Consider the following 20,109-nt stretch of genomic DNA (forward strand, 5'->3'; position numbering starts at 1 on the left):
TCTTGAGTCATGGTGTATTCTCTCTGTACGTTTGCTTGTCCAGAAGGATACGCCTTTTTTTATCTACGGCCTCATACACCAGAAATACTTATAACTCACGGCAAGTGTGTGGTGAGCAAGAGAGAGACCCAAGGCTTTCAGGTATTGCCCAAACGCTAGGTTGTTGAACGATGTTTTGGCTGGCTGAATCGCTATCGTCATTTGGGGAAGGACTACGAACTCTATCCAGAAACGAGTGAAACCATGATTTATGGCTGTTTTATTCGACTGCTCACACATCGATTAGCAACTTTAGTGTCTGTTTAGGAATCAGCTCTTAGAGGCGAAAGCTGTATCCATAAAGTCTTTAGCCATTTTTATGCTTGATTTTAGTTGCCTTTCAATTAGATTTAAATATTTTCGAAATCTTCTTAAATCGACTCAGTGAACTTGAAGGAACTGGGGGTTATTATAAAAAAATAATTCAGCTTCCTTAGCACATAAAGGTTGAGAGAAATAGTTGCCCTGAGCTTTCTGACAGGATAACTCCACCAGATAGTTGAGTTGTTGCTGAGATTCAACTCCCTCGGAAATGGCATCCATTTCTAACAGATCGGCAAGATGAATAATCGTTTCAATAATTTCTTGGTTCCCTCCTTGAGCACCAATTCGAGCAATAAAAGATTGATCAATTTTGATAGTGTTGAATGGAAATAGATGGAGGTAACTGAGACTGGAATAGCCTGTTCCGAAATCATCAACACAAAGTTGGATACCTCTTGCTTTTAGATGATTCAAAATTACGTTTAATTCAATCACATTTTCCATCAAAATACTTTCAGTCAGTTCTATCGATAATTGATGACCCTGTAATCCTGACTGGGCTAAGGCTTGATCAATTTTAGGGAGCAGATTCGGATCTATGAGCTGCTTAATCGACATGTTCACACTCATCGTGTAGGGAATCGTAGACGGGTACCTTAGTAACCAGGCTGCCATCTGCTGGCAAGCAGTTTGCAAAATCCATTCTCCTAGAGGCACAATCAACCCTGTTTCTTCGGCAACGGGGATAAACTCCAACGGCGAGATAAATCCCCGCTCTGGATGAAGCCAACGTCCTAAGGCTTCGAACCCAACTAATTTGTCGGTTTGGATATTAATAATGGGCTGATAAAACACCTGGAGTTGATTGAGGGGTAAGGCTTGGCGCAAATCATTTTCTAATTGAAGCCGTTCCATAGCTTGCGTGTGCATACGCTCATTAAAAATCTCAAAACAAGCTTTCCCTCGACTTTTCGCCCGATACATAGCGATATCTGCATCTCTAAGAATATCTGTCCCGTGTGTATAGTCTGGGGAACTGAAAGCAATACCAATACTAGCTGAGGTAAAGATTTGCCGATTACCCAAATCAAAGGGAGAGTTCAATTCTTGTATAATCCGGTCAGCAACTCGCATTGCATCATTGATATCTTCAATGGGCTCTAAAAGAATGACAAACTCATCTCCTCCTTGCCGAGCAACAATATCAGTGGCTCTCACTAGACAATGAAGCTGATGTGCGATCGCAGCCAATAACTGGTCTCCCACTTGATGACCGAGACTGTCATTGACGACCTTAAAGCGATCTAAATCAATAAACAGCACTGCAAATAAATAGTCGGGATGACGCTGCACTTGCTGAACAGCTCTTTCCAATTGCTCCATGAAAAAGGCACGGTTGGGAAATCCCGTCAAAGGATCGTGAAATGCCAAATGTTTAAACTGCTCTTCAGCCCGTTGTCGCTCAACAATCTCGTTCTTTAACGCAAGATTGGCAGCTTCCAAATCTGAAAAAGTGGCTTGTAGCTTTTGGGTCATGCGATTAAAGGAGCGCTGTAGAACACCAATTTCCCGAAACCCTTTGACAGAAAAGATTTGATCAAATTTTCCAGATGAGATCGCTTGACTAGCTTGGCTGAGGTGCAGAATAGGTTTAGCTATCCAGCTTGCAGTGCAAATTCCCAAGTATGTGGCACAAACTACAGCTAACAAACAAAGTACAACCGTTGTTCGGGTGTTGGCATCTATCTGAGCCATAAAGCTTGATTCAGGAATCACCAGAACGCTCAGCCAGTTCAATCCATGCTGATCCTGCAAAGGCATTACTTGTAAAAAATATCGCTGGCCCTTGATCGAGACTCGAGTTTGGTATCTAGCACTAATTTTGTGCAGCCCACCTTCTTTTTCTGCAAGATAAGCAGCAGTCGCCTGTACGATATCATCTTCGCTGTGGATGGCCATCAAGCGGCTAGGATGATTATTATGCCAGACAAATGGCAATTCATCTGATGAAGTCGCAACGATGTTGCCAGACCGTTCTAAAATAAAAGTCTTGCCAGATTCATTAAGTCTCACCCCTTTCAAGAAATCACTAATTTGAGCAAGAGTCAGATCAGTGGCTAAAATGCCTTGAAATTTTCCTTGAGCATCATAATAGGGCTGACCTAAAGTAATAGCTAACGTTGGTGGACTCACCCAAGTATAGATTTCTGTCCAGGCAGGTTTATCAGCCTGTTGAGGTACGATATACCACGGACGATGACGGGCATCAAAATTAGGGGCTGTTTTCAGATGCTGTTTGCGATTTCCGTGAGAATCAATACTGTAGGTCAGCAGTGTTCCGGTCGATTCTGTCACTTGGTACGTCAGGGAGCCATCATCATTTACAGCTAACCCTACAAACTCACCTTGAGTATTACCAAATTGAATATAGCTAATTAGCTCAAAAACTTGGCTTTGTCGCCAGAAATGGTGTTCCATACTCTGGAGATCATTGAGTTTTAATTGCCCCATATCTAGGGCATCTTCATTGAGTTGATTCACATGATGAGGGGTCAACAGATATATACTGAGTCGTTCAGAAATTCGATCTCCCATTTCTGACATCAGCTGATTGGCTAAGTCTTCTATCGCTTTTTCTCCGTTACGCAGAGACAAATAGCCGACCAAACTCACAGAAACCAATAATTGCAGAACAAAGAGAACAATCAGAATAAAACGTAGTGGAGACTCTCGATTGAGTGGAAAACTAATCTTTTTCCAACTTTTTAGCTGTTCCATGCCATTTTTGCAAATCTTTTACTGCAATTTTTAGTAATTTAAATTACTAATTCGGCGGTTTCATTGTTATACCATCGATAATTATTCATCTGTCAGAGAAGGTGTAAATAAATAGAAAGCTTGTTGGGCTTAAGTGAACTCAAGCAAACAAAGGTTTACCAGGAAGCTTAAAGGTGAGTAATCTCTCATTCTCCGTCAGCTCAATCGTCGCATTGGTGACGTTGCTCCAGAGTTGCGATCGCAGCTTCAATCACTATCCTTGGATCAGATTGAAGCTCTGCTCAACTTCACGGAACCTGCTGATCTGGTGGACTGGTTGCAGGAGCATCACACCGATTAGCAAGTACTCAACTCAATATGGCTTACTCTGGCAAAAATCTGGATTAAACCACAATATTAAAATCGCTATCTTCTTCGAGCAAATTTCAACTTAAAAAACAAGCAGGTTTTACAAAAACCTTAATAGGCTAACTGTTCATGTAAACTCCATCATCAGGGGCAATCGTATCAAAAGATACGATTGCCCCTCCATTTTAATGATATTAATTTATAAAGCTAGTACCTAATTTAAGTAATAATTAAAAACAAACATCTTTTATTCATCACTTATTAGTTATTAGCTCTAAGACAAAACAATTTATATTTTTGCATCTAGGGTTTCAACTCAGCCTGAAAGCTGAGTGTGTGGTCCAAGAGATGCAGCCAGCCAAAGCCTAAACACGACCTACTCTGGTTCACAGAGGGATAAAAGCCCAGGAGAATTCTGTTGACCTTTACCTTGGTCATCAATTTTCTTGGGCCTTTATTCACTGTTGAGTATGGGGTTTCGATATTTATTCTGGAGATCAATCAATGGAACATTCAGTTTTTTCCTGGGGGATTATTATATTTCTCCTAGGAACACTGGGTATAGGAGTCTGGGCTTCTCAGCAAATTAAAGGCGATAGCGTGAATTTTTTGGTGGCTGGAAGAGGGCTAGCATTGCCATTAGCTGCCGCTACTCTAATGGCACAATCTGTAGACTCTAATGCCACATTGGGTAATACCGATTTATCCGCAGAATTTGGCTTTTGGGCTGGAGCTGCCTTGCCTATTGGGTTATCTCTATGTCTGTTCTTAACCGGAACTTTTTTGGCTAAACCGATGAATCGTATGGGGTTAATTACCATCCCCGATTTCTATCGAGTTAAGTATGGCAGACGAGTAGAACTCATGGCTTCTTGCATTATGTCTATTAGTTTTTCGTTTCTCCTGGCAGGTAATCTCGTTGCTGGTGGTTTCATGTTCCAGACATTTTTAGGTACGAGCTACGTTGGGGGTATTACTTTGCTAGCAGCTCTGGTTTTTGCCTATACCGTCTCTGGGGGGCTCTTCGCTGTGGCATATACGGATGCAATGCAAATCTTGATTGCCTTGGTGGGTGCTTTGGGTTTGCTCGCATTTGTACTGGTTAACTTTAGCTTAGATATCGTTCCAGGGACTGGCCCTCTAGCCCTGGAACAATTGACTTCAATTGGTTCAGGCGCAGCTGTTAATTGGGCTAGCCTTTTGGCATTAGGGTTCGGCAATATGGTCGCGATAGATTTTATGGCCCGAATTTTTGCAGCAGAAAGTCCAGAAACAGCTAGAAGAGCCTGTTATGTTGCCTCTGCTGGTACTTTAATTGTGGGTATTCCCTTTTCAGTCATTGCTTTGTCAGCTAACAGTATTCTTGAAGGGGCTAATGTGGTAGCTGATGGTCCGATATTATTTGCTCTACTGCAAAATGTGGTGCCGCCAGCGTTGGGATTACTGGTTCTAGTGGCTATTTTGTCAGCATCTCTCTCCACTGCGGATGGTGCAATACTGGGTACCTCTTCGGTCTTAGCTCACAATGTATTTGGAATTCATCAGGGCGCTGCTCATGGACGCGGTGGCGGTGATCGCCTCCTCTTAGTAACTCGACTAATGTCACTTGTGATCACTCTGCTGGGTGTGTTCTTGGGGCTACGAGTACCACAGACAGGCGTGCTGTTGTTGCTAGGATTCGATTTGGGGTTCGCAGGCCTAGTCGTGCCTCTGTTAGGTGGTTTATTTTGGTCTTACTCCACTCGTCAAGGAGCTTTAGCCTGTGTCTTTGCAGGCTCGATCACCAGGCTAGTTCTTTTCTCTTTGATGCCAACCATGTTTGGTATTGAGAATACGCTGTTTCACATCCCCAATAGTCTCTTCACTAGCGATTTTGACGGATTCCCAACTCTAATTAGTCCTGTAGTTGGCCTCATAGCATTTTTAGTGGTATCTAAACTCACCTACAAACCTATCCCGGTAAAACTAGAGAGAGTAAAACTGCGTGAGGGAGTGCGCACCCTATAAACTTAGCAATAGAAGGAATCTCCAAGAGTTGGCATAAAGCACCCAGATACCTCACCCCCAGATCTGAGCCACCCGCCCCCGATCCAACTACACTCCCACTATCTCCTCAACCCGCTCAATGGTTTCTCCTGGATGAAGCTCGTTTGAAGGGACATACCCCCTGCTAAAAGCTGCCTTTTTATAGCAAAAAGAGAATTGTTCCTATGAAAAGTATGGCGAAAGCTATCTTTCCGTGCCAACGTATCCGGCTTGATACCCCACTCTTAGCATCAATCCAACTAGGGAAAAATAGCATCCAAGTTTCGTTAGTTTCTTGATATGCCAGAAAGGACGCATACAGGCTGTATGCAAAACCAATAATCAGTAAAATGATTGATGCTTTCATATTCAGTAGTTGCTATCAACCCCAGATCCAGGTTAGTCAATCCCGATCCAAGTACACTCCCAGGATTTTTTCAACTAGCCAAGAACTCTTCAAAATCATATGAAGCTTCAGATTGCTGAATCAATTGCTGCAGCTCTTCACATTCCATCCCTTGAATAGCAAGAGCTAGTCCAGCATGTACCAGCCCTAACCTTTGTCGTGCGTCTGGGCTTAAGTCTTCAGAGGCTTGTTCTGCACATTCCAAGATACTCGCTGTCATGTTCAAGTTATCAAAGGTAACTGCTAATGCTTCGGCCAACAAACTAGTTAACATGATTTCTGTACTTCGCTCCTGAGTTCCTCTATATCATCAGGCAAAGCCATTAGGAGTAAAACAGCGTTATCACCGATTTATATTGATTAGCATACAGAAATCTCTAGTCATTTCCCCTGATAGAGATATTACGTAGTTTATGGTCATTCATAAGCACTCACTTTAAACTCTTTCATCCCCAGCTCCGAGCCACCCGCTCCCGATCCAGGTACACTCCAACCATTTCCTCAATTCTCTCCATCTTCTCTGATAGTTGCACCTCGATAACCTACAGGGTAAACAATTAAATTTTTATGTGAATTGACGTATTTATTGGAATTTACATTGATAGAACCATTGATCAATATGTTTTTCATGCTTTCAATGGGTATTTCGTTGTTAATCAAAACCATTCACCGAACTTTCAACTGCGCTAAACACTATGGCTGGCTACTCGTCGTTGCTAGCTTACTAATGTTTTTTATCAGGCAAATAATTCTAAATAGCCAAATAATACATGAATGGGATTGACTACTTCTGTCTGGAATAGTTACTTTTTTCATTGCAATTTACCTCGGACAAAAGGCGTAAATTAAATGGTATATGATAATTCATAGATTGCTAAACAGAGGAGCATTAGTCGCAAGCCCTGAGCAACTAGAAGATGTCAATATTAAGCTAAATCAAACTGCTAAAGATCTAGTACTTCGACAATGGCCCTTATTTCCTTCCTCAGTCTTTATAGGCTAGACAATTACAAATTAACCTTACTTGAGGTTATTGGAGGTTTTTTAGCAGGGTGGCTACTAGGCCGTTTAACTGCATATGGTAGACTGCCAATGATTTTAAAACAGAAAAATCTATCACTTAAAGCTGAGCCAGAACATATTGATCAAGTTTGTGGTTGGCAGCCATTGGAAGATTTTTTAAAATACCATGAATAATGCAGGCTAAATTGATTCAGTTAGATTGTCAGAAGCAAAAGAAATCAATGATTCCGTCATTTGTCCCCGCTGGGTACTTATATAAGGTGGGTGATTTTTAAGACGCCAATAAGGCCTTATTTTAGGGTAAAAGTATTATGTGGTTTTGCTGCACTCCTTGTTAGAAATTTATCTCAGATGCGCCAGCTTCAAAGTATCCAAAGCGTCTCTTCTTTTTAATTTCTGGAAGCCAATAGATAAAACGTCTTGCCGCTTCTGCTGCTGTCATATGGGCATCGATACTACCCATACGCGTTTTGATTCTTCCTGGATGTACTGAGTACACAACAATCCCCTTATCTTTAAGCTCTCTATACATCCCGGCTGCAAACATATTTTGTGCGGCTTTTGCGATTCTAATCCCATAGGAAAGGGGTATGTCATCCAGTGCGCCTGAAGATACATTGTGTATAGAGCCGACTCGACTGTTTATATTGACGATAGTCGCGTCGTTGCTTTTTTCTAAAAATTTTAGTGAGGCTTGCACACAACGGATTGCCCCACAGCAATGAACATTAACTAGTTTCAAGACTTCATCTGTTGATATTTCATCTAAAAGAGGCCCTGCAGTGCCGCTAATACCCGCATTATTGATTAGCATTGAAAGAGAGTTGGAATGTCTTGATAACTCCTGGTCGATTGTTGCAATCACTGAGTCATCTGACACATCGCCAATGATAGGGTGAAACGTATCACTCAATTCAGACTGGAGCCGCTCTGCGTCCTGTCGGTTTCGTACTAACCCGAAGACAGTGATCTTTTGTTCAGCGTATTGTCTCGCAAGCTCATACCCAAATCCCTGGCCTACACCAGTAATTAAAATACGGTTTGACATTTCTTGAGTTCATTCCACAGTGTGCAAGTTTATGTTTCAGAATAAACAAGACTGACAGATGCCACTGCATTTTCTACTCACAAAACATTGAATTCTAGTGCTGATTAGGACTGTGCCTTAGAAGACTAACCCACTTGGGGAAAGCGCTCTCTATATAATTCAGTGATGGTATCAATCACCTCAGTGATAGTGAGACCATCCGTATTAAGTTCAACCGCATCATAGGCTTTGCGCAGGGGGGCCACGTTGCGTTGGCTGTCCTGTTGATCACGAGCTGCAATCAGCTGTTCCAATTCAGTCTGAGACTGTGGGGGTAAGTTTTGGTTCTGCAAGTCCTGCTGGCGGCGGCGGGCTCGCTCTTCAATGGAAGCCGTTAAGAAAATTTTGAGCCCGGCTTCGGGAAAGACATGGGTACCAATATCGCGACCTTCGGCGATAATTCCCCCTTGGCGGCCCAGGCGTTGTTGTTGTTTGACGAGGGCTTCCCGGACGGGGAATTGAGCGGCAACCGCAGATACCTGAGCCGTCACCTCTGGCGTGCGAATGGCCTGAGTCACCTCCTGCTGATTTACCCAGACTTGGGGAGGCTGTTGAGGATCGGGATGGGGTTTTAGCTCGATATTGCACTGTTCTACTAGCTCTGCGATCGCAAAAGTATCCGAGACTTCAACCTGTTTTTCTAGCGCCAGCCAAGCCACCGCCCGATACATCGCTCCCGTATCTAGGTATTGCAAGCCTAAGGCTTGAGCACAGCGACGAGTCACCGTGGACTTGCCCGCGCCCGCTGGCCCATCAATCGCTAGAATCGGTAACCGGGCATCCAAGATCATATTGTCGATTAAGCGCGCCGAACCCACCCGAGCCGCAATAGCGACCAGTCCTTGAGTGGTGATTTGTTCTAGGGGTTGCAGGGTGGCAGGATCCACTAGATCGATATAGTCCACTTCAACTTCAGGTTCCTTAGCCAAGGTTTGGGCAACGGTGGTGAGAATAGAGTTGCGATCGCAACTCCCTCCGTAAAACGTATGCTGAGCCGCTTGCAGGCTATGGTGCAAGATCATGGCTTGCTGTGCTTCTTGGACCTTTAAGTACTGGTTGCGAGAACTGAAGGCCAGTCCTGTGGCCTCACGGATCAGCGGACAGGGAACAATCGTGACCGCTAGATTCAAATCGTGGACCAGGCGTTGAATAATCGCCAGCTGCTGAGCATCCTTTTGGCCAAAGTAAGCTCGATCAGGCTGGACAATATTTAGTAATTTCAAAACGATGGTGGCGACCCCGGTGAAATGATCGGGACGGTGAGGGCCACAGAGTCGTGCAGTGAGCGAGGCAGGTGGAACGACCTGAGTGAGTGGCGGTTTAGCCAGGATGGTGTCTACTGAGGGTGCAAAAATGGCGTCCACACCCTGCGCATGGCATAAGGCTTGGTCTTGCTCCAAGGTTTGGGGGTATTCTGCCAAGTCTTCATGGGCCGCAAACTGAAGAGGATTGACAAAGATACTGACAATCACGCATTGATTTTCTTGACGAGCCCGTTGAATCAGACTGAGATGCCCGGCATGTAACGCCCCCATCGTCGGCACCAAGCCAACCTGACCCATCACCGTGCTAGACGGTTCTACTGCAACCGCTTGTGCAGAGTGAGAAAAACGATGCAAGAAATGCCGAAGCCCTGACACCGTTCGGATGATGGGAACATGGTTCATTACAGTTGGGAAACGTGGATCTGGCAGTACAACCAACAGAATCAATGGCCTAGTGCTGGCAGCAATCGAGCACTGTCGGCGACATGATTTGTCTCTTCGTTAGTGTATCGCTTGTTGTCGGCAGGTGTCAGGCCCCCTAGCCATGAGGACTGGCAGGCAATCAGCGCCTGATCGCCTGATCGATCCTCCGCTCTCAATTTTGAGGGGGGGTGTTTGAAGCATTCAGGTTGGTAACGGGCTGTAGCATGGCGCTAAATTTGGAAAAATCAAAACTGCGTGGATCGGCACGTTCGCCAGAGCGATCGACCTTGGCATGAGTCGTGACCCGTTGAATCGGCACCCCTGTTCGAGCAATCAGCCAAGCCAGTGATTGATACTGGGCTTCTGTATAGCCGCTGTGAACCGGACCATTGTGGTTCCCATCCGCTGGCGTTTCTAGCGAAATGTGATAGGCAAAGTTGTTCACTGACGCTGGTAAGTTGGCATTGGTTTGTACCGCTTCAGGACCATTGGCCCCCACAAATACGGAATTACCGGCACCATAGGCTCGTTTTTCAGGTGGGACAAGGTAAACAATCGTGCCATCTAAAAAAATTAAAGCGTGGTAACTGACCTGATCCTCATCTCGGGGATGGGGCGTTTGAAAGGTGTTAATAGCACTCATGGCTGAGCCAACCGTCTCATGGAGCACAATCAGCCAGTTATTTTGAACCGCTTGTCCGTGAACATTGGCAGCAAATCGCTCACCATAGTTCGTGGGATGAACATCCGCTTTTGCCTCTCGCGGTTGGGGATATGACGAGGTGGCAAGGGTGGGTGGGAGTTGTGTTGCTGGCGGTGGTGGAGTGATGGGGGCGGGATTGGGGCGGGGGACAGGAGAAGCCGGGGATGTGGGGGGAACCGCTTTAGGATCTTCCAGCACAATATCAGGTTTAAACTGAGGCAAATCCGTGGGATTCAACGTTGAAGAGGGGCCAGTGGGCTGACTTGGATTGTTGCGAGCAGAAGAAGAAGAAGAGGCCTCTTTCTCCGTAACACTCCAGAATCCAAAAGCGCTGGTGATCAGACCCGCCGTAACGGATAGCACTAACGTGAGGAAAACTTTGTTTCTTGTCATGGTTTAACTGTCTTCCAACCGGAGTTCAAGCAGAGAGCGACCTATGTTCATTCGGTGTATTGGTTAGAGAATGAATACATTAGCAGAATTTTATTTCTACTTATAACGATCATATACGTCAATAAACGATAAGAAAGTTAATATTACAACTTTTTGGCTAAAAGAAGCGCTAAAACTTACGTTGGATAAGGCCCATTTTTGACGTTGCTAAGGGTGTTCAGGCATCCATCGCAATGCAGCTGAGCGATCTGAGAACACAAATGCACCATTCACAGCAAACAACAGGACCCAGACGATGGGGATTCCTGTTCACAACTTTAATGTGGGGAGCTTTAAGTACGAGTGGTTTATCCCTTCCTCAATATGAGGGGACTGAGAATCGGCCGACCACTGAGATCAGTCACATTCTGGCCTCTCGATCAGAGAAAACCTCTGTATCGGCCATTGTGCAATTACAAGGTTTAGAGGTACCCGCGCCGCGAATAAAAGGGCAGGCACGCTTACCCTTGTCAGCTTTGCCAGGCACCTCTGTTTACACCTTAAATGGGCAGCTCCAGCGTTTATCAACCCGTTGGCTAGTGGATACTGGCGCATCAACGTCGATGGTTGCCACTCCAGTCGTAACCGCACTGAACTTAAAAGGACAACCTATTCCCAATCAACGTTTGGCGTTTGCAGTGGCGGGCAATGACTGCCCTAATCTGGATGCCACCCTGCATCAGTTACCCGCATTACAACTGCAAGAGGTGCAGGTGGAGGGGTTACAAGGACTGCAGTTTGCCAATACCGTGATTCCTGCAGACCTTTCTGGGGTCTTGGGGATGGATGTTCTCAGCCAATTTGATTTATACCTGCATCCAGGAAAGTCAACGCTGAGCTTGCTCCCACCAACGCCACTTCCCAAAGATGCGATCGCAACCGCAGTTCCCTTAGAAAAAAAACTCGGCGTTATGGTGGCCCAACTCCAAATCAATGGTCAAGGGCCGTTTCGGGTGTTGTTGGATACGGCAGCAGAGAGTACGTTTATTTCCGAGCAAGTGGCAGCACGCCTTAACCTTGATGCGGCCACCCTGAGTCCGATCCAAATTCGGGGCTTCTGTGGTTTAGAAAACGCGATGCGATCGCAACTTAATTCTGTCACCCTGCATCAGCACCAACGCCGCGATTTGGAAGTGATTATTTTGTCCTCCAGTATTCTCAAAGTGCTCAAAGTAGACGGCATTCTGGGCCAAAACTTTCTCCGTCACTATCAGCAATATTGGCGGTTTAATTCAGACTCAGGTAGCCTGCTGTTGGTCCCTCTAGCTCGCTCGACCCCTGCCAACTAAAATTTGACCGTCAGTAGGATTGACCTTACAGATTTTTGAAGCTACAAGGTATTGCCCTACTAGCTGATCGTCTCTCCCGGCACAAACTTGAGGGATACGCCGTTCATGCAATATCGTTTGCCTGTGGGGCGAGGACCATCATTAAACACATGTCCCAGATGCCCACCACAACGATGGCAGTGAACTTCCGTTCGGGGTAAAACCAAATCGAAATCAACGGAGGTGTCTACAGCACCCTTAATCGGGGCATAAAAACTAGGCCAGCCTGTACCGCTATTAAACTTGGTCTCTGAGGTGAACAAGGGCAAATCACAACCTGAACAGCGATAAAGCCCCTCACCATATTCCTTATCTAAGGGGCTACTCCGAGGACGTTCAGTTCCTTTTTCTCGCAAAACGTGGAACTGCTGAGGGGTAAGCACTTGACGCCATTCATCTTCTGTTTTGGTGACTTCAAAGACTTCGGCAGCCGTGGCCTTGCTCGACAACCATTTGGGTAAAAGATTGGACAAATCGGTTGTTCCCATAAGTGCTGTTCCTACCTTCAGTAAGGCTCTTCTTTTCATAATTCGATCTCTCAGTGGATGCGTCGCAGCCCGTCTCAAAACAACGACTCGACCCATTATTCAGGATAAACGAAATCCTCGTGTCGCTGGTCTAAAGGCACACCAATGCGGCTTACCCTCTGTTTCACCACTACTCATTTACCCCACTTTGAAGCCTTGCTATCCAGCCAAAAACCTAGATCGCGGCTTGCATATTCATACTCATTACGGGTATGATTTAATTAATGCGTAGTCGTTATGACTTTGTATAAAGAATGAAGTGTTATCCAAAGAGTGAATTGCAGCTGCGTCTTATTGACAATATGCAAATACTTTAAGGAGGGTCGAATTCCTTCTCACTCTTGCCTTGCAATCTATTGATCAGCTTTGGAGGAGCTATGTTTACCCTCTTTGTCGCCAATGCTATTCCGCTTTATGGCCCTGTTCAATCAACCCCTCAAACTCGACCTCGACAGCTACAGGCCATTGAGTTAGCCGCTTTCGGCATGCTTTTGGGTGGAATTAGGGTGATGTCTAATCATCTAGCCAATACCTTGCTAAATCAGTTTATTAGCGGATAAGCAAAATATTTTTAGAGATCTAAAGATTATCAAGCCAGTGAACCAAGAACTTAGAATCTCATCGAACTTATCAGTAGTTGTAGCCTAACTATTCCCTTCTGGCGCGGGTTTAAAATCAATTGAAAGGCCCACTGCATTGAGGACAGCAACTAGCGTTGCCAGCGTTGGACTGCCGTCCTCTGACAATAGACGGTAAAGATGATGGCGAGTAATGTCAGCTTCAGTCGCGATGTCTTTTACCTTGCCATTGGCCTGAAGAACATTTTTGAGTGCCAGTAAGAATGCTTCTGTATTACCGTCTTTCAGCATTTCATCAAGAGCAGTTTTTAAGTATGTTGCGGCATAGTTCGCATTTTTGAGTCTAATCAATAAATCATCTTGATAGCTTTTAATTGGCACAGTTCACTTCCCTCTAAGTTCATCCTGATAAGTTATCCATAGCTTTTGTGCAGCCTTGACATCCTTATTCTGTTGTTTCTTCGAACCACCAACCAGTAACAACACAATCTGCCCTTGCAGCCGACCAAAATAGATCCGATAACCTGGACCAAAAAAGAAACGCAGCTCATAAATGCCTTCTCCCACACTCTTATGATCACCAAAGTTACCTAATTTGACTCGATCAAGACGGACGTCAATTCTTGCTTGAGTTTGAAGGTCTAACGTTCTAAACCATTCGTCAAAAGGGCACTGGCCAGTCGGAGTGACATATTTTTGTAGGTCCCAATTTTGTTGGCTCATTGTACCTTCAGTTTAGGACTCGCCACATATATACAACAAGGATAAATTATGATGCAGGAATTTGTATTATATTGTAGTATGCAATGGGAGCCTGCATAAATCGAGATTCACGCGGCAGGATCAGTTTCCACTATCATGGCCAGCTACAAAGATATTGTTCGATACTATCGGCAATACTGGGGGATTTCTTTGCTCAGCATTGCTGCCACCAGTCTGTTTGAGATTATCGATCTGGTGGTTCCCTACGCCATTGGTCAAATTCTTAATGTGCTGTCTCGGCAACCCTTGGATGCGCCGCTGCAAGCCTTTATTGCTCAAATTTCGGCCATCACCCGCCTGCCCATCAGTCGTTCTCTGTCCCTATGGACCTTGTTGGGTATCATCTTTTTGGTAACCGTAGTGCGGGCACCGATTCAGCCCTGGATTGGAGGCTGGTTTCATTGGGCGATACCGTTAAGGGCAAAACGCGATCGCACTCGTCAAGTCCTGGAAAAAATCCTCACCCTGCCCCTAGATTTCTACGACGAAAACAATCCGGGTCGAATTGCAGGTCGAGTCGCTCGGGGTGTCACCAACCATACCTGGACCTATCCTGAAATTGCAGGGCAATTTATTCCCAAACTCATGCGGGTATTGGGGATTTTTCTGGTGATTTGGCTCATTGATTGGCCGATCGCCATTATCTTCCTGATTTCCTTTATCGTTATTTTCACCTTTAGTCTTTGGGACTTACGATTACTGATCAAGCGAGAAGAAGTCCTCGATCGCTATATCGAAAACACCGAAAGTCGGACCTCGGAAATCATCACTAATATCAAAACCGTCAAAGCCTTTGCCACCGAAGCAGCTGAATTGGACCGTCAGCAACAGCGACTGGATCGAGAAATGCAGGTGGTGCTCTTTCGGATTCATAAAGGCTATGTCAAACTGGCTACCTGGCAACGAACCATTGTTCAAGGCTGTGTATTTGGTGTGTTGACGTTGACTCTAATGGCAACGGTGCGGGGGGATATTTCCCTGGGCCATTTTGTCACCACCCTAACGGTATCCAGTATGGCCTATGCCGAGATTGAGCCGTTAAGCATGGTGGCTGAATTCTTTGCTCGCCGATATGCCTCCATGTTGCGACTGCATGAATTTATGCAGCATCCGAGTGGCGCTGATGCGTCGAACTTAAATCAGGAAGCCGTTCAAGACAATCCCTATCGCTTCTCTGGCAAGCTAGAGCTGTGCAATCTTAGCTTTGGCTACGATACCAACCAGCCCGTACTACAAAATATCAACCTTACGGTTCAGCCCTGTCAGACCGTGGCCCTGGTGGGGCGATCAGGGTCAGGGAAATCCACCTTAGTCAAACTACTGTTTCGCTACTTTGAACCCCATACGGGCCAAATCCTGATGGATGGCCAAGATATTCGCACCCTTGATGTGGCTCGATATCGTCGTCGTCTGGCGATTGTCCACCAAGATGTGGATATTTTTAATGGCACGGTCTTAGAAAACCTCACCTACGGCAATCCTCAAGTCCATTTTGACCAGGTACAATCCGCCTGCCAAATTGCCAAAGTAGACGAGTTTGTCCATCAGCTACCCCAAGGCTATGCCACCGTGGTGGGAGAACGAGGGGTCAGACTATCGGGGGGGCAGCGCCAGCGACTGGGGATTGCTCGGGCTTTAATTGTTGATCCAGATGTTCTGGTCTTTGATGAAGCAACGTCCAGCCTCGATTACGAATCAGAACGAACGATTCAATTGGCTATGCGCTCGCTACTAGGAACACGAACGCTGCTGATTATTGCACACCGCCTGAGCACTGTCCGAGAAGCCGATCAAATTGTCGTTCTTGATCAAGGTCGAATTGCAGAAGTGGGTAACCATGATCAACTTCTGCACTATGGGGGCATTTATCATCGACTCCATACCCTGCAAGAAACAGGTGAACTGCGGGTATAGTTTTTTCACCGAAAAGAGGGCTCTTGGTTAAAGGCAGGGAGTCCTTTTTTGGTCGTCCTTTTTCAGTCAACACCTGTCCTGATCACAGCTTGATCGGTCGGCTCTCGTCTCTTTGCGCCTGGCGCACGACCAAGCTATGAACAACTCAGAGTGGGATACAGCAACAGTAGAGGTGTCCTAAATCACCGTGAAACACCTCAGACATCACTGAATGACTCAAAATCTGATGGTCTAATGCATACAGTAACAAGTTGATACGCGCTTCTAAGCGCTATTCATCATCTATCCTTTGAGGTTAAACCATGTCTGAATTATTTACTGAATTATCTGATCAACAGCAAGAACTCGTCGCTGGTGGTGCCATTACTACGCTCAATCTCAATGCCACAAGCTTCTACTCTGATACTGAGGTGTTGGGTTCTAATGGAGTAGCTGCTTCTGGTCCTGGTGGATCAGCTGCTGCGGGTAACATTGCTGGCGCGAACCAAGAAATCTTTACCAATGCGTTCAGCCTGCAAGCCGGTACAGTTGACTAGTCCTCGGACTGAGTCGAATGACCAGCCTTAATCGTCAGGGCTGCTCAAGGTTGGAATGAGTGATTTTATTCCTTCAGCAGACTTCAGCATCACCCTCTGCGCTTTTAGCCGTCCCTGACTTTCGTTCAATCTACACACTTATATGCGGGGTAAAACCATGTCTGAATTATTTACTGAATTGTCTGATCAACAGCAAGAACTCGTGGCCGGTGGCGCTATCACCACTCTCAACCTCAACGCAACTTCTTTCAAGTCGAATACTGAGTTGCTGACTTCTGTCGGTGCTGCCACTTCGGGTCCTGGCGGTTCAGCTTCCTTTGGTGCCATTGATGCCGCTAATCAAGAAGTTGAGACCAATGCCGTGAACTTTCAGTTTGGTGCGGTTGATTAATTCTAAAGGCTAGAGCACTTACTATCGCTCAGCTTACCCCTAAGCTCTATCAGCTTGGGGGTATTTTGATGCCAAATCTTGGAGTTTGGGGAAGCTTTATGTGTCTTACAGATGCGAGGAGAAACTGCTAACGCCCTAAGGTTTGCAGGAACCCCAGCCTTTAGTTTAGATATACAACAAAAAAACCAGAATCTCCTCAAAGAGAGATCCTGGTTTTTCTCAATTCTTGTTGCGAGTGAGATCGCAGCGTTAGAAATTCATTTCCGCAGCTTGGACTTTCTCGATCTGCTTCTTCTTCAAGACCAGAAACGTTTGAGAAATCATAATGGCCGAAATAAAGACGATTAACCACTTAATCCGAGTGGCACTTTGCAACACGATTTCAGTATCTTTTTGGCCGAAACCACCCACATTTGGATCAGAGCTGAGGGGAGCGCCGTCTGCGACAGCTTGTCCTTCGGCAACCACTACTTCAAGGCCAGCAGGAATAGACTCAGTCACCGTCTGACCATCATTAGTGGTAATAGTGACAGAATCTGCACTAACACTACTGACAATACCGGCAGTAGAGGCAGTCACTGCATTGACATTAGTCTTGTCGCCCGTGGGATAAATTTGGCCTCGTCCTCGGTTACCACCCGCATGAACAGAATACTTACCAAAGTGAATACTGGGATCTGTGGCAGGGTCAGGAGAAAGGACTGGGAAAACAATCTCTTGATGATCAGCACCTGACAGAGGACCCACGACGATCACATTGTCAGTATCAGGCTTGTATTTCTGGAAGAAAACACCGTTAATCTCTTCCTTCATCTTTTCAGGAATACGATCATCGGGGGCAATTTGGAACCCATCAGGCAGCATCAGAACTGCACCAACATTCAAAGGCCCTAAGTCGCCGCTACCTAGAACTTGCTGGGCATCAGTGTCATAAGGGATTTTAACAACGGCCTCAAATACTGTGTCGGGTAGGACCGCTTGAGGAACTTCCACTTGCGTGGGCTTAGCCGCGAGGTGGCAGTTTGCACAAACAATCCGGCCGTTTGCTTCTCTGGGGCTATCGTAAGCTTGTTGGGCATAAATCGGGAATGCCTGAGCAGCATGAGGTAGGGAAAAGACGCTAGTGACGACAAGGCAGAGCACAGCCAGGAGGCGAAGGCTCTTTTTCGTCAAGACGGATAAAAGGCTTTGCTTCATTAGTCTATCGATTGAAACCTGACAAGATGTGAAGGGGCAGAAGGGATGAATAGGCTTGGATGTCCAAGGGGACTTAGGTCCACCAAGGTTCCTTATCTGTACGGAAATCCGTTTCAGTCCAGGTTGTGAACACTAGCTTGCCATCTACATCTTCTGCATGAACGAGGGCTAAGGATAATGGCGCGGGACCCCGAACCACCTTACCAGTCGCGTCATATTGTGACCCATGACAAGGGCAAATATATTTGTTTTGGCCTGCATTCCAAGGAACAACACAACCCAAGTGTGTACAGACCGCATTCAGACCATAGTCTGCGATCGCATTGCTATCTGTGACAACAACGTAGGTGGGATCTCCTTTAAAACCTTGGGTTAAGGTGCGGTCACCCGGACTATGTTCTGCCAGAAATTCGCTAACTACAACGTCGTTACCTAAGGCGTCTTTGGCGTTCAGCCCGCCCCCACTACCACCACTAGAGGGAGGAATAAAATACCTGACGACAGGATATAACCCACCTAAGGCAGTGCCAGTAATTGCACCAAAGGTTAGCAAATTCATAAATTGACGCCGCCCCATATCGGGGACGTCAGAAGATCCAGAGACTTGAGCCATGATTTACGGTGATGTAACGGATGTAATGGACAGCTAGCTTTAAAGCTTGACCCTATGGAATTGCTCATGCTCGGAATGGTTAATTCCTGACTCAAGCTCCACCGTGGATGAAGGGTTGAGTTAAAGACATGTTGCAAGTCACCATCAGGTGTCATAACATTTCTTGACATTATTATCACACTTGATGAGCCCCTATTTCATACGAAATGTAAATTCGTTACCGCTAATCCCAGGATTTATCATCGCTATAGGCTTGCTTCCCGCTTGCGAGACACGACAGAATAGAGGTGCGATCGCAGAGGAAAGACCCCACCCCTATGACTGGCGAAGAACTGCATCAACTCCTCCTCAATAAATGGGGGCGGTCGTACGATATCCAATTGCGACGAACCCAAGGCAAGATTTTTGTCCAGGTGATGTGGCGCTACCTGGAGCAAGCGTCATTCCCAATGTCGGAACCCGAATATTTTGAGCATATGAATGCCGTCGCCACTTATATCCGCGGCTGGGATGCTGTCCAGCAAGTCGAAGACTATATTCAAACCACGAAGCAGCGTCCGCGTCTAGGTAAAGCGGTGAGTATCCCCCTAGAGTTAGGAGGACGGACCTCGGAGTGGTTGCTGGAAAAGTTCTGATCAAAGTCTAAATTTGCGGCAAGCGGGACAGAGGATTAATGGCCCGTTACCATCACCAGACCAATTCCACCGAAATAGAGACCAACCACGGCTCCGCCCAGCAAGCTTTGAGTCAGCGGATCCGTGGAAGGGGTGAGCACCGCCCCTAGAATGGCCGCTCCTAAGATGACATAGCGCCATCCAGACAGCATTTGGCGGCTAGAAACAATGCCCGTCAACCCCAGTAATAACTGAATCACCGGAATCTGAAAGGCAATGCCAGTGCTAAACAGTAGTAGCAATACAAACTCAAAGTAGCGATCGATGGACCAAAGCTGCTCCACCACATCGGCCCCGTACTGAATAAAGAAATTCAGGGCGGCAGGAATAAGCGCCACGTAGGCAAATAGAATCCCGACAAAAAACAACACCGATGACCCCAGAACAATCGGCCCTAATAGCCGCCGCTCCGAGCGAGTGAGTCCTGGCAGCACAAACTGAATAATCTGGTACAGAATAAACGGACTCGCCACCAAAATACCGCTGTAAGCTGCAACTTTCAGAGAGACAAAGAAATACTCCCCTGGGGCCAGCTGCAAAAATTTCACGTCTTGAGCTGGGCGTTCAAGAATCTTGACGATCCAATTCACCTTAAAGAAGCTACCGATAATTGCGATCGCAACCGCAATCAGGGCATAAAAAATCCGTTGTCGTAGTTCCTCTAAATGTTCAAACAGTGACATTTCAACATCGTTTAGCCCTTGATCATCCATCTCCTCCTCGGGCGGGAGGTCAGGCTGGGGGGCAGAGGCTACGGTTTCTAAGTCTGAGGGAGGTGTCACAGGTTAGCTCAAGG

At 46.1% G+C, this 20,109-nt stretch carries 19 protein-coding genes and 2 pseudogenes; 10 read left to right on the plus strand and 11 right to left on the minus strand.

Features of this window, described 5'->3' with window-relative positions; all coding sequences use genetic code 11:
- Positions 1–111: 111 nt before the first annotated feature.
- Positions 112–306, plus strand: a pseudogene (locus Q0986_RS18135) (transposase); the annotation flags it as partial.
- Positions 307–420: 114 nt separating this feature from the next.
- Here Q0986_RS18135 and Q0986_RS18140 read toward each other — a convergent pair.
- Positions 421–3,081, minus strand: a complete 2,661-nt coding sequence (locus tag Q0986_RS18140) for an EAL domain-containing protein (RefSeq protein ID WP_299413862.1) — start codon at positions 3,079–3,081, stop codon at positions 421–423.
- Between the two features lie 163 nt (positions 3,082–3,244).
- Here Q0986_RS18140 and Q0986_RS18145 point away from each other — a divergent pair.
- Together Q0986_RS18145 and Q0986_RS18150 are read left to right on the plus strand one after the other, a co-directional pair.
- Positions 3,245–3,421, plus strand: a pseudogene (locus tag Q0986_RS18145) (DUF4351 domain-containing protein); the annotation flags it as partial.
- Between the two features lie 512 nt (positions 3,422–3,933).
- Positions 3,934–5,436 (plus strand): sodium:solute symporter family protein, encoded by a 1,503-nt coding sequence (locus Q0986_RS18150; protein ID WP_299413865.1) that lies wholly within the window; start codon positions 3,934–3,936, stop codon positions 5,434–5,436.
- Between the two features lie 455 nt (positions 5,437–5,891).
- Here Q0986_RS18150 and Q0986_RS18155 read toward each other — a convergent pair whose 3' ends face one another.
- Entirely contained in the window at positions 5,892–6,134 is a 243-nt protein-coding gene (locus tag Q0986_RS18155; RefSeq protein WP_299413868.1) for a hypothetical protein, read from the minus strand.
- A 692-nt stretch (positions 6,135–6,826) separates the two neighbouring features.
- On the opposite strand from Q0986_RS18155, the gene Q0986_RS18160 reads away from it, so the two are divergent.
- A complete protein-coding gene (locus Q0986_RS18160) occupies positions 6,827–7,057 on the plus strand; it encodes a hypothetical protein (RefSeq protein WP_299413871.1) in 231 nt (76 codons plus the stop codon).
- Positions 7,058–7,217: 160 nt separating this feature from the next.
- On the opposite strand, the gene Q0986_RS18165 is transcribed toward Q0986_RS18160, so the two are convergent.
- The 3 genes from Q0986_RS18165 to Q0986_RS18175 form a co-directional block, all read right to left on the minus strand.
- Positions 7,218–7,931, minus strand: coding sequence for an SDR family NAD(P)-dependent oxidoreductase (locus Q0986_RS18165; RefSeq protein ID WP_299413874.1), 714 nt, complete (start codon positions 7,929–7,931; stop codon positions 7,218–7,220).
- 125 nt (positions 7,932–8,056) lie between these two features.
- Positions 8,057–9,637: a bifunctional pantoate--beta-alanine ligase/(d)CMP kinase gene (locus tag Q0986_RS18170; protein ID WP_299413899.1), complete on the minus strand. Its 1,581-nt coding sequence runs from the start codon at positions 9,635–9,637 to the stop codon at positions 8,057–8,059.
- A 193-nt stretch (positions 9,638–9,830) separates the two neighbouring features.
- Complete coding sequence (locus Q0986_RS18175; RefSeq protein WP_299413902.1) at positions 9,831–10,754, minus strand: peptidoglycan recognition family protein; 924 nt, start codon at positions 10,752–10,754, stop codon at positions 9,831–9,833.
- Between the two features lie 260 nt (positions 10,755–11,014).
- Here Q0986_RS18175 and Q0986_RS18180 point away from each other — a divergent pair, with 260 nt between their 5' ends.
- Complete coding sequence (locus tag Q0986_RS18180; protein WP_299413904.1) at positions 11,015–12,082, plus strand: retroviral-like aspartic protease family protein; 1,068 nt, start codon at positions 11,015–11,017, stop codon at positions 12,080–12,082.
- Between the two features lie 59 nt (positions 12,083–12,141).
- On the opposite strand, the gene msrB is transcribed toward Q0986_RS18180, so the two are convergent.
- Complete coding sequence (msrB, locus tag Q0986_RS18185) at positions 12,142–12,648, minus strand: peptide-methionine (R)-S-oxide reductase MsrB (RefSeq protein WP_299413907.1); 507 nt, start codon at positions 12,646–12,648, stop codon at positions 12,142–12,144.
- A gap of 377 nt (positions 12,649–13,025) precedes the next feature.
- On the opposite strand from msrB, the gene Q0986_RS18190 reads away from it, so the two are divergent.
- The gene (locus Q0986_RS18190; RefSeq protein ID WP_299413910.1) at positions 13,026–13,208 is read left to right on the plus strand and encodes a hypothetical protein; all 183 of its coding nucleotides are present in this window, start codon (positions 13,026–13,028) and stop codon (positions 13,206–13,208) included.
- Between the two features lie 84 nt (positions 13,209–13,292).
- Here the strand turns inward: Q0986_RS18190 and Q0986_RS18195 are convergent, their stop codons facing one another.
- Positions 13,293–13,607 carry a transcriptional regulator gene (locus tag Q0986_RS18195; protein ID WP_299413912.1) on the minus strand — a complete coding sequence of 105 codons (315 nt, stop codon included), beginning with the start codon at positions 13,605–13,607 and terminating at the stop codon, positions 13,293–13,295.
- 3 nt (positions 13,608–13,610) lie between these two features.
- The gene (locus Q0986_RS18200; RefSeq protein ID WP_299413914.1) at positions 13,611–13,949 is read right to left on the minus strand and encodes a type II toxin-antitoxin system RelE/ParE family toxin; all 339 of its coding nucleotides are present in this window, start codon (positions 13,947–13,949) and stop codon (positions 13,611–13,613) included.
- Positions 13,950–14,084: 135 nt separating this feature from the next.
- On the opposite strand from Q0986_RS18200, the gene Q0986_RS18205 reads away from it, so the two are divergent.
- From Q0986_RS18205 to Q0986_RS18215, 3 genes are all read left to right on the plus strand, one after another.
- Positions 14,085–15,902, plus strand: a complete 1,818-nt coding sequence (locus Q0986_RS18205) for an ABC transporter ATP-binding protein (protein WP_299413918.1) — start codon at positions 14,085–14,087, stop codon at positions 15,900–15,902.
- Positions 15,903–16,204: 302 nt separating this feature from the next.
- Positions 16,205–16,438, plus strand: a complete 234-nt coding sequence (locus Q0986_RS18210) for a CTB family bacteriocin (RefSeq protein WP_299413919.1) — start codon at positions 16,205–16,207, stop codon at positions 16,436–16,438.
- A gap of 157 nt (positions 16,439–16,595) precedes the next feature.
- Positions 16,596–16,829 carry a CTB family bacteriocin gene (locus tag Q0986_RS18215; protein WP_299413922.1) on the plus strand — a complete coding sequence of 78 codons (234 nt, stop codon included), beginning with the start codon at positions 16,596–16,598 and terminating at the stop codon, positions 16,827–16,829.
- Positions 16,830–17,078: 249 nt separating this feature from the next.
- Here Q0986_RS18215 and petA read toward each other — a convergent pair whose 3' ends face one another.
- Complete coding sequence (gene petA / locus Q0986_RS18220) at positions 17,079–18,026, minus strand: cytochrome f (RefSeq protein ID WP_299413925.1); 948 nt, start codon at positions 18,024–18,026, stop codon at positions 17,079–17,081.
- Between the two features lie 73 nt (positions 18,027–18,099).
- Positions 18,100–18,639, minus strand: coding sequence for a cytochrome b6-f complex iron-sulfur subunit (petC, locus tag Q0986_RS18225; protein WP_299413929.1), 540 nt, complete (start codon positions 18,637–18,639; stop codon positions 18,100–18,102).
- A 317-nt stretch (positions 18,640–18,956) separates the two neighbouring features.
- Between petC and Q0986_RS18230 the strand changes: the two genes are divergently transcribed.
- Positions 18,957–19,274, plus strand: a complete 318-nt coding sequence (locus tag Q0986_RS18230; protein ID WP_299413932.1) for a DUF3067 family protein — start codon at positions 18,957–18,959, stop codon at positions 19,272–19,274.
- Between the two features lie 35 nt (positions 19,275–19,309).
- Here Q0986_RS18230 and tatC read toward each other — a convergent pair whose 3' ends face one another.
- Positions 19,310–20,095: a twin-arginine translocase subunit TatC gene (tatC, locus tag Q0986_RS18235; RefSeq protein WP_366918625.1), complete on the minus strand. Its 786-nt coding sequence runs from the start codon at positions 20,093–20,095 to the stop codon at positions 19,310–19,312.
- Positions 20,096–20,109: the final 14 nt, after the last annotated feature.

Origin of the sequence: Acaryochloris sp. IP29b_bin.148 (assembly GCF_028285565.1) — a bacterium.
Lineage (GTDB): Bacteria > Cyanobacteriota > Cyanobacteriia > Thermosynechococcales > Thermosynechococcaceae > Acaryochloris.